The organism is Streptococcus cameli, from assembly GCF_053207365.1.
This window is the reverse complement of the sequence record NZ_JBRUIM010000001.1, coordinates 973,450-986,951: the sequence shown is the minus strand read 5'-3', so window position 1 is coordinate 986,951 and position 13,502 is coordinate 973,450. Positions and strand designations below refer to the sequence as shown.

Sequence of the window (13,502 nt, the reverse complement as noted above, 5' to 3'; positions counted from 1 at the left end):
TGTCATACGGGAAATTCCCTAAAGACCTTGTTGGGTCTTTGCGAGCTCAGATATTGTATCCACAATATCCCAAAAATCATATCGCCAGCCAACCAAAACTTTCCAGTTTTGACAGCCAACGATAAGATAACTTGGTAGCTTTGCCCCCAAACCCCCAACAAAAAATCAAGACTTGATTTTCTTAGGTATAATATTAGGATAACAAGGATGATTTGGAAAAGTTATCACATCACTCAATAAAGCATAATAAAAAGAGAACAGAATGCTCTCTTTAATACTTTATAATGAACTTATTTTTGTGGCTCTAAGAATGTTAGTTTCTAAGAAGATATATTAATTACAAAGCACCTACAATTTTATGAGGGAGATATTTTTCATCTAAATAAGCAATATCTTCATCTATCAATGTAACTTCAAAAGCTCCCATAAAATCATCTAAGTATTTTTCTTTTGTGACACCAACAATAGGAGAATCCATTCCCTTCTTCCACAACCAAGCAAGTGCTACTTGAGAACGAGTAACGTTATATTTTTCTGCAATTTCTGCTACCCTCATTACAATTGCTTTGTCCTGCTCCATCGTACTATCATATTTTGAAATAGCTACTGTATCTGTTTTACTTCTAGCAGTGTCAGCATCCCAGTCTCTAACGATACGACCTGATGCAAGTGGGCTATAAGGGGCAAGACCAACACCATAATCTTTACAAAATGGAATCATCTCTCGTTCATCTTCACGATAGAGCATATTGTAGTGATTTTGCATGACGGAAAACGGTGTCCAACCATTTTTCTCAGCAATATACTGCGCTTTTTGAAATTGCCAAGCGTACATCGCAGAAGCGCCTAGATAATGTACTTTTCCAGAACGGACCAGATCGTTTAACGCAGATATCGTTTCCTCAATTGGAGTGTTGTAATCCCAACGATGAATGTACAAAACGTCAATGTAATCCGTACCTAAGCGTTTTAAGCTTGCTTCAACTTGGCTAAAAATAGCCTTTCTAGATAAACCAGTTGTATTTCTTCCCTCATGGAGACCGTCTCCGAAAAACACTTTTGTTGCAATAACAACCTCTTCTCGATCTGCAAAATCGCGTAAGGCACGCCCCAGATATTCTTCACTAGTCCCTTTACCATAAACATTTGCAGTGTCAAAAAAGTTAATCCCCATATCCAAGGCTTTTTTGATAATCACACGTGATTTTTCTTCATCTAATAACCATCCTGAATGAAACTCTTGACTGGCATCTCCAAAACTCATGCCACCTAAACATAATTTTGAAACTTCGAGACCTGTGTTACCTAATCGTGTGTATTTCATATTGTCTTCCTTTCTATTTTGAAAATCTCAATAAGTCAGTCTGCCAAGACCAACTTTTTTGCTATTTGCTCAAGATGATATAGCTTAGAAGCTTTTCCCCACAAATCCAGCCAAGAGTTCAACAGTTGTAGCGTCGTGGTGGTCGGCAAAGACAGTAGTATCAGTGTTGAGAGTGGCAATTTGTGCCATATCGTCATCCGACAATTCAAAATCAAAGATTGCAAAGTTTTGACGAACACGTTCTGGATTAGCTGATTTAGACAGGCTTACGATACCACGTTGCAACTGCCAACGCAACATGACTTGGGCGGTTGTCTTGCCGTACTTGTCTGCAATAGCTTTCAAGACAGGATTGTTGAACACATCATTTTTACCTTCTGCAAAAGCACCCCAGCTCTCCATTTGAATCCCTTTTGAAGCGAGATAGTCTTGGTCAGCTTGTTTTTGGTGAAAAACATGGACTTCTACTTGGTTGACAGCTGGAATGACCTCATTAAAGAGTGACAGATTAGCAATCTGGTCATTTTTGAAGTTTGAAACGCCAATAGCACGGATTATTCCTGCCTTGTAAAGTTCTTCCAAAGCACGCCAGGCCCCAAAAGTATCACCGACAGGCTGATGTAAGAGATATAGGTCAATATAATCCAAATCCAATTTTTTCAAAGATTCAGCGAAGGCTTCCTTAGCCCCCTCGTAGCTCATATGCTGGATAAAGGCTTTGGTCGTAATAAAGAGCTCCTCACGTGGCACACCAGAGGCTTTAATGGCTTTTCCGACTGCCTCTTCATTACCATAGACTTCAGCCGTGTCAATAAGGCGGTAGCCTGTCTTGATGGCTTCTTCTACCACTTGTTGGGTCGTATCGGCATCTTGAATCTGGAAAACACCAAAACCAACTGCTGGCATTTTTACGCCGTTATTAAGGGTTACTGTAACTGTGTTTGTCATCATGTTTACCTCACTTGTTTTTCTTGATGATATTAGTATAACCTGCTTTAAAGGACTTGAAAATTGCTAGTTAGGCATGGTAGTATACTATTAACGTATACTTACGAAAGGAGATATTATGATTGACAATTACCTCTTAGAAGAATTGGTGGCTTTTGCTAAGTACGGGACGCTGGCCGCCACAGCAGAGCACCTCATGGTGACCCAACCTACCGTCACACGCGGCATGCAAAAGTTGGAAGATGACCTAGGTGTAGCCCTCTTTGACCGCAAGCCCAACCGCATCAACCTGACCGAAACAGGCCAACTGGCAGCCAAAGAAGCAGCCAAGCTTCTGAAAGCCCAAGACAACTTCATCCAGACTGTTCAAAATTTCGATCGCCACCACCGAAGTATTCAGATCGGCTTTACACTACCCGGACCACGCCTAGTTTTGAAAACTGAGGTAATTAAAAATACCACATTATTACCAGGCTTGCTAAAAACGTCTGACATCATACAGCGATTGTTCAATCGTAAAGCAACACTTATCCTCTCCGATCAGGAACTCCACTCCGACCAAATAGAGTCGCTTTACCTGGCAGATGAATATCTCTATGTCAATTTGGACGCCATGACGACAACCGCCGATAAAAGTGAGACAAGCTTTAACAATTTGGCTGGGCAGAGCTTCTTGGTACTAAGTGACATAGGGGTATGGCAAGAGATTATCGAGAAACATATTCCTCGTGCAAAATTCCTCTACCAACAGAATGACGATAGCTTTGAAGAAATCAATCGATATGCCAACTTCCCTGTCTTTACAACCAACCTAACCAACAAATTACGCAGTGAGAAAATCGACAATTTCGACCGTAGAATTGCCCTAAAAATCACTGACGAGGTTGCTACTGTTCCCATCTATGCCAATTATCTGATTGAAGACAAGCAGCGCCTAGCACCTTTACTTACAACTATCCGAGACAAGCTGAACCAAACAATCTCTTCAGAATGAAGCCTCTGAAGGGATTATTTTTACGTTTATGATTTAGGGACATATAAAAGTCAATATTTTCTCCATCTTCTGGGATAACCAATTGGTCGACAAAGCCTTTTTCGGTTGTAAAACGATCCAACTCTGAACGCGAAAGTACCCAACGGTTGACGGCTTCCATATGAACAGATAATAACTGGGCACCATGACCTCCTATAAAGTGGGTACGATTCTATTCCCAAAAACTCCTTGTCAATGGAAACAAACACGTACCCACAGGGTAAATGGAAATAGAAACTGATAATTTCTTGCTATCACTTCTACTTACTCCAAAAATTTACTCACTCTGATACTTCCCCACTATAAAGCAAAAAGCCTTGTAATCAAGGCTTTTCATTATCCCTTTCGTTCCAATGTTTCTAGGCTTTTACGGCCGCAAGTCCTGCCTTCTTCCCTGTCTTGGCCAAGTCATTGAGATAGGAAACACCTGGGATTAGGTCAAAGAGAGAAAAGACGCCACGAAGCACACGCTCTGTGTTATCCAACTCTCGGCCCGTTCCCCAGTCTTTCCCGACAGCTGCTGAGTACATATCAGCTCCTGCTAGAACGACACCTGCCGCAGCTCCTGCTGGTGGACAGAAGATAGTAAGGATAATGACACCCGCAGTCAGTGCAAGGTCACGCCACATCTCAATTCTTTCCTTCTGGTCATCAATAGAGTCATAGGTAAACGCCCTAGTATGATGCATGGCCATCAGGTAGTCGTCTTTGCTGAGTTTATTGTCCTTGTAGGCATCGCTATTTCTAAATTGCTCATAGCTTTTCTCAAGAGTGGCCTTATAGGGGCTATCCACCTTATATAGGTCAGAAAGACTGATTGTTGGAGGAGTCACCTCCCGGGACACAAATTGCATTCCAGTCGCATCTGGGACATACTCTGTCCTCTTAAATCCTACCGTATTACTTGTCGTATAACTCCTAATCGATACGGCTTCAAGTCTTGCACCAACTTTATCCATCTCTTCATAGAAAGGTTGGTCAATCTTCTCCTTGAGGTAGCGAGAGACATTGCTGGAGTAGCGTTCTAACTTGACCAAATTAACCTGCAAGTTTGTTGCAGTAGTTCGGTCATCGTGATAGTTAAAAGAGACTACACCGTCTGTATCTTTCTCGGCAATGAGACGCTTGGCTTTTTCAGAAATTTTAACCAAATCATCGATTCGTTTACTAAATCCCTGCTTTCCTGAACTGATGTCCATAGAGTAGCTTGAACCCATGTAAGACCCTCCATAGCTGGAGGAGGCTTCTGTAATGGCAGCTAAAGCTCCTTTCATCTTCGACCAGGTATTTGAACGATGGTTTACATTTTTATTTTTATTACTTCTAGCTCAGATTCCCAACTTTCATACACTTCCATAAAGCGTTTTTCTTCATCATCTTTATAGCCTTCAAATACAACCTTTTCAATATTTTCGTGGTTGAAGAAAATGGCATCTTCTGGATTGATCCCTTCTGGATAAATTACTCCTACATAATCACTATACACATTCTCCCCATCTGATTCAAAAATAGGACCTCTTCCTACAATCATCAACTTTGTTGTTGCTTCCTCTAAGTAAATCACACTTCCTAATGGTAATAATTCTTTAGTCATTATTTTACTCCTATTATTTATTTTTATTCATCTTTTTTGCACGCCATTTACCATACCATTGCTCGTTTGAGACTTTAAAGAACTGGCGATATTCTTTTTGGTACTTGAAAAAGTAAAATGCAGCTACAAAATTTTTCAGGGTCATGCCCGTAGTAAAAATCATGAGAGCCGCAACTAATAAGAAAGCCCAACCATACAAGAAACTGAAAATGTCTGGTTGCGTTTTGATCGCTTCCCCAAAATTGAAGGTCCAACGATTGACAATAGCTAGAAGTAATAGAACACCTCCATACTTCTTGATAAATGCCATTAGGCTCTCTCCCCAGTCTTTATTAGCTGGTTCCCCCTTATAAAGTTGTTTTTTAAGCTGTTCTACATTTGAGATTACTAGAGTCTTCCACAGATATACACATACTAACAGTTGAAGTAAAAAACCAATCCATCCAAAGGCACCTACTGTGAGACCGATTGTAAAGGGAAACAGCATCAAAAATACTGTGATTAAAAAAACAAGAAGAGTAATGGTTCCATAAAGCAATTGATGTGCATAATTTTTTTTTGGAAAAACATTTATGATAACCATTACTATTGAGCAATACATCAGTGCCAATAGCGGGATTCTAAAGATTGTTCCAATAGTGACAATTGATTGGGCAGTAGAGGTTGATATGTATCTAATTTTCTCTGTTGAGGTTAAGAGACTTTCTGGTAGATATACTCCTACTCCATATGACATAATAAAAAGTAATAAAATGACTAGCCCAGAAAACCTTTGAGATAGCTTCATAGAAGATAATACGCCAACCTGTGCACCTTCTTCTGTTAGTATCTTCTTACTAACAACCTTTTTTGATTGCTCAAAGGTTGCCGATAGTAACCTCTCTTTACGCATATTTAGCTCCTCCACCAAACCAACTAGTCACAGAATTCCATGTACCTTTAACCGCTTTCCCGACACCATCCGCAATGAAATCGTATCCATCGTCTAGTACATTCTGTACTCCAGAGTAAAACGCATTTTTTGTATCTGGTGACACAATACCCCAAACAGTATTTATAGTGCCTGCCGCAAAACCGGCAAGAGCGCCCCAGGGTCCAGCTTTAGCACCTATCAGAGCCCCTTCAATCGGTCCTGCGCTCTTCAGTTGTGCAACACCTGCATGAATTAAAGACTTTCCTACGCTACCGTAGGCTCGACTGTCCTTATTATTAAATTCTCTGACACTAGTGACAGTGACATCAACCCCAACAGCAACCCAACCCAGTACTTTTGCAGCCTTACCTACGAATTTAAGTTTACTTCCTATTTTAGACTTACTTACTGTCTCGATTAATTTTTTTCCATAGGTTTTTATTGGATCTGTCATTTTTCCAAGCACGGAATTAATATTTTTTACAGGATATTTACCAAATACTTTAAAGTTTGCAGCCTTTGAAGTGATGGAATGATGGAATGTACTCAAAAACTGATTGAAGCTTCCCTTTTTCCACTTCGAACCTAGTTTAGCATACCACTTCCAATTTTTCTCGTTTGCAAGCTTTTTCACACTACGCCATGCAGTCTGTAAATTCTCGTTGGCTTTTTTCCCCAACTTACCGTATTTCATAAAGCCAGATTTTTTGTAATCTTTTGAGACAGCTGACATATAACTCTTCCCCATTAAATATGCTGTTTTTGCATAAGGATGAATTGCACCTGCCCCTTTAGAAATAAAATCTGGTTTTATGAGGTAATCAATACCAGCTTCGACAAGGTCTATACGCTGCTCCCACTTCTTGTTCACACCTTCAGCCCAAGATAGCTTTTCCTTTTCAGGTATCACGAAACTTCGAGTGCTCGAATTCCAAGAATTTTTTACTTGCTTCAAGCCTTGTTGAACAGCATCTATCAAAGGTTCAATTGAAGAGAAGAGATGTGCAGACTGATTATTAAATATCAAAAGTTTTTGCAACTTTTCCTGCAACCTTCGCTCAACCTCCATATAGCGACTAGCTGTAAGAGATAGGTTGTAAGCATGCGATAGATTGGGAACTTTCTTGTTTCGCTCTAAAGACGCTAGGTAGTCGTACCGACTAGCCATGAGGCCTGCCCTCTGAATCTTATCACGCAACTCGTCCTCCCTCAAATCAATATTGTCTACTTGGCTACGATACTCTCTAGGTAGTTTAGCGCAGGCTTCTTTTATCGCTTCATCAAGCAAAATGGCTCCTTTAAGTAGCGGAATTAGGACTTGACTACTATAAGTTTTGGCTGTTTTATAGGTCTGTCCTTGCAAACTATTAGAACCAATAAAAATTCTCAGACTATCCCTAATAGACTGGTAAGCATTAATCCGATTAGATAAAATAGCCGACGCAGTTCCTGCTTGTTGTTCCGACTGACCTAAGTACATTTCAACGCCCATTTTTCTCCTCCTCTAATCTCCGTTTCTGTGACGCCATTTCATCCACTCGAGAACTTACAAAACGGTATTCACTTTGTAATTCGTCGTATTCTCGCTCAATATCACCTTTTAATTTTTTGTCAAGCGACACTAACTCATCATAGAATCCTTGAAAGATATGGCCTTCTGAAGAGCCTTGAAGAAGAGCCAGTGTCTCTTGAAAAAATCCTTGCCCTTCCTTAGACAATTGTTGAATTTCTTCTAGACTGGTTTTATTTTCTTTTAGTCTTTTTTGAATTTCAATTACTTGTTCAGTCAGATTTTTTTCATCACTAAGTAGTTTATTTTCTTCCATTTAAGCTAAACTCCAGACTATTGGCTTGATCTAACTTATTGAGTTGATTGCCCAATTGATTATCCATCGCTTCAAATTCACTAGAGACACTTCTGATATTTCGTGACATTTGTTCAATCGCCTGACCTATTGCTTTAGAAATATCGTAAGAGGCACTAATAGCACTCTTAGCTTTGTCATTTCCGCTGAGTCTGCTACGTTCGTCTCTGATAACCGTACCTGTACTAGCTAGAGACGACACACCTCGAGCTAGCGAGGTGGCATTCCTTCCTGCTACATGAACATCGTTTTGTAAGATTTCCATCATATTTCCTTTCTAAATCTCTAATAACTGAATAAACTCATAGCCCTCGGGATGCAAGATATAACCCTGATTTGGTCGAAGAGCTGGTTCATTATTGATATATGGGTAGCGTGTATGATTTTGATCACTGATACGTACGCCAAGGAAGACCTGCTCCACCAGTTGGTTGGCCAACTTAACAAAGCTGTCATAGGTATTAGAGACCAAATCTTGATAAGTTCCAATGAGAAGCACCGTCACCCCATGCTGGCTGCCTTCCACAAGCAAGAGCTTCAAGTCCGACTCGCTAATCCCGGCTGCCATTACAGTCGCCGCAAGGTCAGGAATTACAATCAACCATTTTGGATAATCTGGATTTGGTTCTGCCACTCGTTTTCTCAAATCTTCTAGAATGGTTTTCATGACATTTTCCACATCCAATGATTTATCAAACCGCTTAAGCCCTACAAACAGGTTGTTAGACAGGCGTTGGCTAGAATCCAGAATAACCGTATTGTAAACTCCTGCCAAGCGTTTCAAATGGAACTCAAGCAGTTTATAGTAATTGTTCACAAAAGCGGGACTGTCTGAGGCCATCAAAATTGGACGCTCAAAACTCATTATCGCTGGTACAACAGCTTCACGCTCCAATCCCAAGACAAAGTCTTGGCTGCTTGCTAGGACATCTGCCAGTACCTTTTCGCTGACTTTCTCTGGCAACATTGGGATACCCATAGGCAGTGAACCGATGTAGGCCTCTTTCATAGCCTCCACCTCATCTCTGACCTCAGAAATATAGTCAGTATAGTGTTCACTACTATAAGGCAGCGTCATTTGGAATTGGATAATTTCATCTAACTTGGTTATCGCCCGTCCCTTGATTTCATCTAGTGAAATATTGGAACGACCGACGACACCTGACAGGTCACTATTGTCAAATAAGAAGAGAGATAGCTTGGTCTTGAAGTTAGACTGTAGCTGCAAACGCATAGCATTAAGACGTGACAGAGTTACCACAAGATAGATGCCTAGGGAAACACCGTCACGGGCAATGACATTCAGGACATCATAGAAGGCGTCGGAGAATGGGGCATCTGCTACACTATCAAAACCGTCAATCTGGATAAAGAGAGTAGGAAAGCTATCAGAGGATAGCTGATTATACTGGGCTAGGTTGGTCGCCTTGACTTTGGATAAGGCTTTCTTACGTTTTTTTACTTCCTTGGTCAAGAAACGAAGGGATTTCATAATCTTCTCTGTCTCATCTAAAGCAAAATAATCAGCCACATGAGGAAAATCAGACAATGAAATCAAACCACTTGTCCCAAAGTCATAGAGGTAGAAATGAACCTGGGCTGGCGTCTGCTTCCGCATAACGTCTACTGCAAAATTCTGTAGGAAAGTGGATTTACCAAAACCTGGACTGGATACGAGGAGAATATGGCCTCGTTGTTCCATATCAAAGTAGAGAGGGGATTGTTCCTGTCTCTCAGGGATATCCTGATAACCTACCAAGATTGGTTGAAGGCTATCAGTCTGGTTCCAATAATCTCTAAAGTCTACAGACTGCAAGTCTTTGGCATAAATCTTTTCCTTCAAAGGAGGAAGCCATGGACTAGCTACTTTTGGAATCTGCAAGCCTTCAAACAGCTGATGTGCTTCTTCCACGATGGCATCCAACTCTGTTGGCACAGATTTGGTTTCTTTTTTCTTATCCAGGCCACTCAAGTCCTTGTTAATGGCGTTGTACTGACCATTTTCTGTAATTTCATAGACTGTCGTATCTCGCTGGATATGATTGCGACCTTCAGGATTATAGTCAGCACCTGACCAGGCACTCTGGAAGAGTTCATAGATCTCATTATTTCCGACCTGCAAATAGGCACGACCAGTCTGCGTGATTTCTGCTGCGTCCGGTGTCTTGATGACTTCACGAGAATCTGCGACATCTTGAACCTTCAGGGCGATTTTGAACTTGGAGTTAGACCAAATTTGGTCGTTTACCACACCACTTGGTTTCTGAGTCGCTAAAATCAATTTCACACCAAGTGAGCGACCGATACGAGCTGTGGAGACAAGCTCATCCATAAAGTCAGGTTGGTTGGCTTTCAATTCCGCAAATTCATCACTAATAATCAAGAGATGCGGAAGAGGTTCGCTCACTTTTCCTTCCTTGTAGAGCTTCATATACTGATTGATGTGGTTGACATCATTTTCAAGGAAAATTTGTTGGCGTTTTTTCAGTTCTGCCTTGATGGATACCAAAGCTCGGTTAGCTTGGTTTCCATCCAAGTTGGTAATTGTACCAACCACATGAGGAAGATCCGCAAAGAGATTGGCCATTCCCCCACCCTTATAGTCAATCAAAAGAAAGGCAACTTCATAGGGATGGTAGTTGACTGCAAGGGAAAGGATATAGGACTGGACCAGCTCAGATTTCCCTGAACCCGTCGTACCCGCAATCAGACCATGGGGCCCATGAGCCTTTTCGTGTAGGTTGAGATAGAGAATATCGTCTCGTCCCCGTACCCCAAGAGGCACAGCCATGGTTTGATAGGTTTCATTTTCCTGCCAACGATGTAAGAGGTCCAATTCTTCAACCTTATTGACACCATACATTTCTAGGAAAGTAATACTGTTTGGAATGGAATTGCGGAGCGTTTGAACATGGTTGATTCCTGCCAGATTTCTCGCAAAGTTTTCTTTCTCTGCCAAAGGAATATGCGGTAGCGGTGCAATTTCTTTGTTGGTATAGTCACCATCCTGCAGCAACAAAATCCCATTCTTATCCCCTCGGAAGTCGACAACTGTTGTCACATGTTCTGGGAGACTTTCAATCACTTCTTCCACAAACACATAGTGGATACCCAAGTGGGATAAATCCTCATTGATGTACTCCATGATATTGTGATCCAACATCAAGCTCATGTCTGTGATAAAGAGAATAAAGCGTGGCGCATACTGCTTCTCAGTCCCCTTATCTTGCTCGCTATCCAGCTTTCTCTCTTTGATGACTTGGTACAAAGAAGTTAACAACTGGTCACGAGTTCGCTGACTGTAGACAAAGCCCCGACTGTTTAAGGCCTTAATCTTTGTATGTGGCAACCAACGACTCCAATTCCAGATATCCAGCTCCTCTTCACGGAAAATCGGAATAAACTGAACATCATGGTAACTTTGGAAGGTCGCCAGCTGCATCATCATCTGTTGGACTTGCTCAATAACTACCTGACGTGCCCCAATATAGCCAATAGGTCCTGTTATGGTATGAGTAATAGGAACCTGATCAATGATACGGTAATAAGAAAGGAGTTCCTTTACCTTTTGATGAGCAGACAGATTATACTTGGTTAGTTCCGAATCTGAATATTCTACTTGGAAACTAGTCTGTACATTCCCCAGCCCCAAGCGGTAAGATAAGAAGTCAAAATGGTAAGGTGTCTTTTCATAGATTCGTCGATCTACTTTCTCGACCATCTCTAAAATCTTGTCAGTTCCTGGATAGTGATACACTAAGGCTTCTTGTTGTTCTTCTTTCAAGTCTGCCAGTTGAGAATACTTGGTGTCCAAGTACTCCATGTACTCATGAATTTTTTGTTCCTGATTTGCTTTTTGAGACTTCTTATCCGAGAAGTAAGAATGGATCGAGGTTCCGATCGTAATCACAGACATCCCCATCATCATCAGTACCATCCCACCACTTTGTGAAAAATAAGCAGTTAAGGCTGTAAAGACAATCATGGCTAATGGAGTCATGATATTTTTCAGTAGCGATTGTTTCGTCCCCTCATCATCTGTTGGAGCAGAAGCAATAACCACCTTGCCTTCTGGTTCTCTTAAAATAATTCTTGGGGAGCGATGGAATTCCTTTGAGCGGTCTCCAACTGCCACTTTAGAGAAAGGCAATAAACTTGTCTCTATTTCAAACAGCGACTGGATGGATAGCACTTGCCGTTGAAGGGATAATACAAGCCCTTGTTCAAATACAATTTGGTCCTTCTCCTGGATGCTTTGCTTGCCTGTTGTCTTTCGGCCATTGATAAAGTATGACGATGCACTATAGATGCTTCTTTCCTGAGGATCCAGGGAAAGTAAAATTTCTTTTCTAAAACCTCTTAATCGAATGGTCGCCTCTTCTTTATCTGCCAAGTATAGAACTTTTTCAGGAAGTAGGTAGTGGGCCTCCTCTGTCAGAAGCAAAAGAGTGGCAACTAGACCATCCTCAAACGAAACCGAATGATGCCCCAGACCATAGCTCTTCCCTAATACTTCTACTACCTCATCACCAACGTCTAGGCTTGCTTCTTCCTTAAGGGGGAGGTAGATGTCTGAATGTTCTCCCTCTCCTAATGAGTAACTCGCCCCTGAATAAAGCGGATAGACATTTTCCTTATAAATAAAGTACTTCATCCTAATCTCCTATTTTTAATCTGATGAATCTGTAGTTGAATCAGCAGTTTCTGGTGTTAGGTAAATTTTCTTCAATTCCTCTAATTTGCCCTTATAGCTGTTCAACTGATTGGTCCGTTCTTCCGAAGACAGGCTTGGGTCACGCTGCACCTCGTCAATTTTCTTGGTCAATCCATACATGAGTAGTTGCGGATCGTCCAAATAGCTGGCGATATCCATCGCTTCATCAACCTTGGCTTGTCCAATTAAAATCCAATAACGAAGGTAGTCCGCATTAGACTGGATAGATAGTTTAGACAGCTCTGTCTTTTGTACCTCTGTCAACGGCTCTGTCATAATGACCGAATAAGCGACCATATACTTATCATCCTGGCTCAGAGATTTCGAGTCTGTCTGTTTAGCCGTCTCTACAACACTAGAATAGTTTTCATGCACGAAAGCTAGACGCAGTTCGGAAATCATCTCCTGATTTGGCATGGCAAACAGTAAGAAGTAAAGAATACCAATCGTAGAGAGTACTCCGATGATAGATGTCACAATTGCTGTAATCTTCAGTCTGGACATCACCTTATTCGAGACACGAGAAAAATTCTCTAGGTTATTCTGTTTTTCCTCTTGGTATTTTTTCAATAATAGTTCAAGAATAGTAGCTAGGTTTTCTGACTTAATGACATTTTCACAGAAGAGATTTCCCTTGTAGAAAGGAAGTTTGCCATCTACCAAACTTTCATAACTCGCTCTCTTGTCAAAAAGTGATACGATCATTGCTTTGAATGCTTGAATAAACGATTCTTCCTCAATCGCTTCATAAGGAGGGATTTGACCTTTAATACCGCGGGAAACAAAGAGTGGTTCCGCATTTCTAGAGAATACTAGATGAGATGGTTCTAATTGATAGGTATAGACTGTATCCTTCAAAGTAGTAAATACCTGACCGATATTTAGAAGATGGCGTAGTTTCTCCTCATCAATCATCGTTGAAAGGGTAGCCCAGTCATAATAGGCATCCAATCCTAGACTCTCAACAACTACCTTCCCCTCTTCTTCCCTTACATTTTGGGTAACAAAAAGAGGATGCTCAGCCGTCAACAAGGCATAAGCAACCTCACGACTTCCTTTTACATCCTCAATAAGTAATTCTCGTTTTTGTGTTTCCATCTTTTTCTCCATA

11 protein-coding genes are annotated in these 13,502 nt (G+C 41.1%); 1 reads left to right on the top strand and 10 read right to left on the bottom strand.

The window, feature by feature from the left end; genetic code table 11:
• Positions 1–337: 337 nt before the first annotated feature.
• Positions 338–1,324: an aldo/keto reductase gene (locus tag ACVR1I_RS04905; protein ID WP_447442895.1), complete on the bottom strand. Its 987-nt coding sequence runs from the start codon at positions 1,322–1,324 to the stop codon at positions 338–340.
• Positions 1,325–1,408: 84 nt separating this feature from the next.
• Entirely contained in the window at positions 1,409–2,272 is an 864-nt protein-coding gene (locus tag ACVR1I_RS04900) for an aldo/keto reductase (protein WP_307122192.1), read from the bottom strand.
• A 118-nt stretch (positions 2,273–2,390) separates the two neighbouring features.
• Here ACVR1I_RS04900 and ACVR1I_RS04895 point away from each other — a divergent pair, with 118 nt between their 5' ends.
• Positions 2,391–3,266 carry a LysR family transcriptional regulator gene (locus tag ACVR1I_RS04895; RefSeq protein WP_447442894.1) on the top strand — a complete coding sequence of 292 codons (876 nt, stop codon included), beginning with the start codon at positions 2,391–2,393 and terminating at the stop codon, positions 3,264–3,266.
• A gap of 398 nt (positions 3,267–3,664) precedes the next feature.
• Here ACVR1I_RS04895 and ACVR1I_RS04890 read toward each other — a convergent pair whose 3' ends face one another.
• The 8 genes from ACVR1I_RS04890 to essB are packed head-to-tail and all read right to left on the bottom strand — an operon-like array spanning position 3,665 to position 13,501.
• Positions 3,665–4,579 carry a pre-toxin TG domain-containing protein gene (locus tag ACVR1I_RS04890; RefSeq protein ID WP_447442893.1) on the bottom strand — a complete coding sequence of 305 codons (915 nt, stop codon included), beginning with the start codon at positions 4,577–4,579 and terminating at the stop codon, positions 3,665–3,667.
• A 26-nt stretch (positions 4,580–4,605) separates the two neighbouring features.
• Positions 4,606–4,899: a DUF4176 domain-containing protein gene (locus ACVR1I_RS04885; protein ID WP_017770768.1), complete on the bottom strand. Its 294-nt coding sequence runs from the start codon at positions 4,897–4,899 to the stop codon at positions 4,606–4,608.
• A 13-nt stretch (positions 4,900–4,912) separates the two neighbouring features.
• Positions 4,913–5,791 (bottom strand): hypothetical protein, encoded by an 879-nt coding sequence (locus tag ACVR1I_RS04880; RefSeq protein WP_002943583.1) that lies wholly within the window; start codon positions 5,789–5,791, stop codon positions 4,913–4,915.
• The gene (locus ACVR1I_RS04875) at positions 5,784–7,304 is read right to left on the bottom strand and encodes an LXG domain-containing protein (RefSeq protein ID WP_141600305.1); all 1,521 of its coding nucleotides are present in this window, start codon (positions 7,302–7,304) and stop codon (positions 5,784–5,786) included. The genes ACVR1I_RS04880 and ACVR1I_RS04875 overlap by 8 nt, the downstream gene beginning before the upstream one ends.
• Complete coding sequence (locus ACVR1I_RS04870; RefSeq protein WP_017770766.1) at positions 7,294–7,638, bottom strand: DUF3958 family protein; 345 nt, start codon at positions 7,636–7,638, stop codon at positions 7,294–7,296. The genes ACVR1I_RS04875 and ACVR1I_RS04870 overlap by 11 nt, the downstream gene beginning before the upstream one ends.
• Positions 7,625–7,945: a TIGR04197 family type VII secretion effector gene (locus tag ACVR1I_RS04865; RefSeq protein ID WP_079268486.1), complete on the bottom strand. Its 321-nt coding sequence runs from the start codon at positions 7,943–7,945 to the stop codon at positions 7,625–7,627. Before ACVR1I_RS04865 ends, ACVR1I_RS04870 begins: the two co-directional genes overlap by 14 nt.
• Before the next feature lie 9 nt (positions 7,946–7,954).
• Positions 7,955–12,331: a type VII secretion protein EssC gene (gene essC / locus ACVR1I_RS04860; protein WP_141600306.1), complete on the bottom strand. Its 4,377-nt coding sequence runs from the start codon at positions 12,329–12,331 to the stop codon at positions 7,955–7,957.
• Positions 12,332–12,346: 15 nt separating this feature from the next.
• A complete protein-coding gene (gene essB / locus ACVR1I_RS04855; protein WP_447442892.1) occupies positions 12,347–13,501 on the bottom strand; it encodes a type VII secretion protein EssB in 1,155 nt (384 codons plus the stop codon).
• Position 13,502: the final 1 nt, after the last annotated feature.

Coding starts and splice junctions, on each gene's coding strand:
- ACVR1I_RS04870 (WP_017770766.1), bottom strand. CDS start 7,638: ATGGAAGAAAATAAACTACTTAGTGATGAAAAAAATCTGACTGAACAA.
- ACVR1I_RS04890 (WP_447442893.1), bottom strand. CDS start 4,579: ATGAAAGGAGCTTTAGCTGCCATTACAGAAGCCTCCTCCAGCTATGGA.
- ACVR1I_RS04880 (WP_002943583.1), bottom strand. CDS start 5,791: ATGCGTAAAGAGAGGTTACTATCGGCAACCTTTGAGCAATCAAAAAAG.
- essB (WP_447442892.1), bottom strand. CDS start 13,501: ATGGAGAAAAAGATGGAAACACAAAAACGAGAATTACTTATTGAGGAT.
- ACVR1I_RS04900 (WP_307122192.1), bottom strand. CDS start 2,272: ATGACAAACACAGTTACAGTAACCCTTAATAACGGCGTAAAAATGCCA.
- ACVR1I_RS04865 (WP_079268486.1), bottom strand. CDS start 7,945: ATGATGGAAATCTTACAAAACGATGTTCATGTAGCAGGAAGGAATGCC.
- ACVR1I_RS04885 (WP_017770768.1), bottom strand. CDS start 4,899: ATGACTAAAGAATTATTACCATTAGGAAGTGTGATTTACTTAGAGGAA.
- ACVR1I_RS04895 (WP_447442894.1), top strand. CDS start 2,391: ATGATTGACAATTACCTCTTAGAAGAATTGGTGGCTTTTGCTAAGTAC.
- ACVR1I_RS04905 (WP_447442895.1), bottom strand. CDS start 1,324: ATGAAATACACACGATTAGGTAACACAGGTCTCGAAGTTTCAAAATTA.
- essC (WP_141600306.1), bottom strand. CDS start 12,331: ATGAAGTACTTTATTTATAAGGAAAATGTCTATCCGCTTTATTCAGGG.
- ACVR1I_RS04875 (WP_141600305.1), bottom strand. CDS start 7,304: ATGGGCGTTGAAATGTACTTAGGTCAGTCGGAACAACAAGCAGGAACT.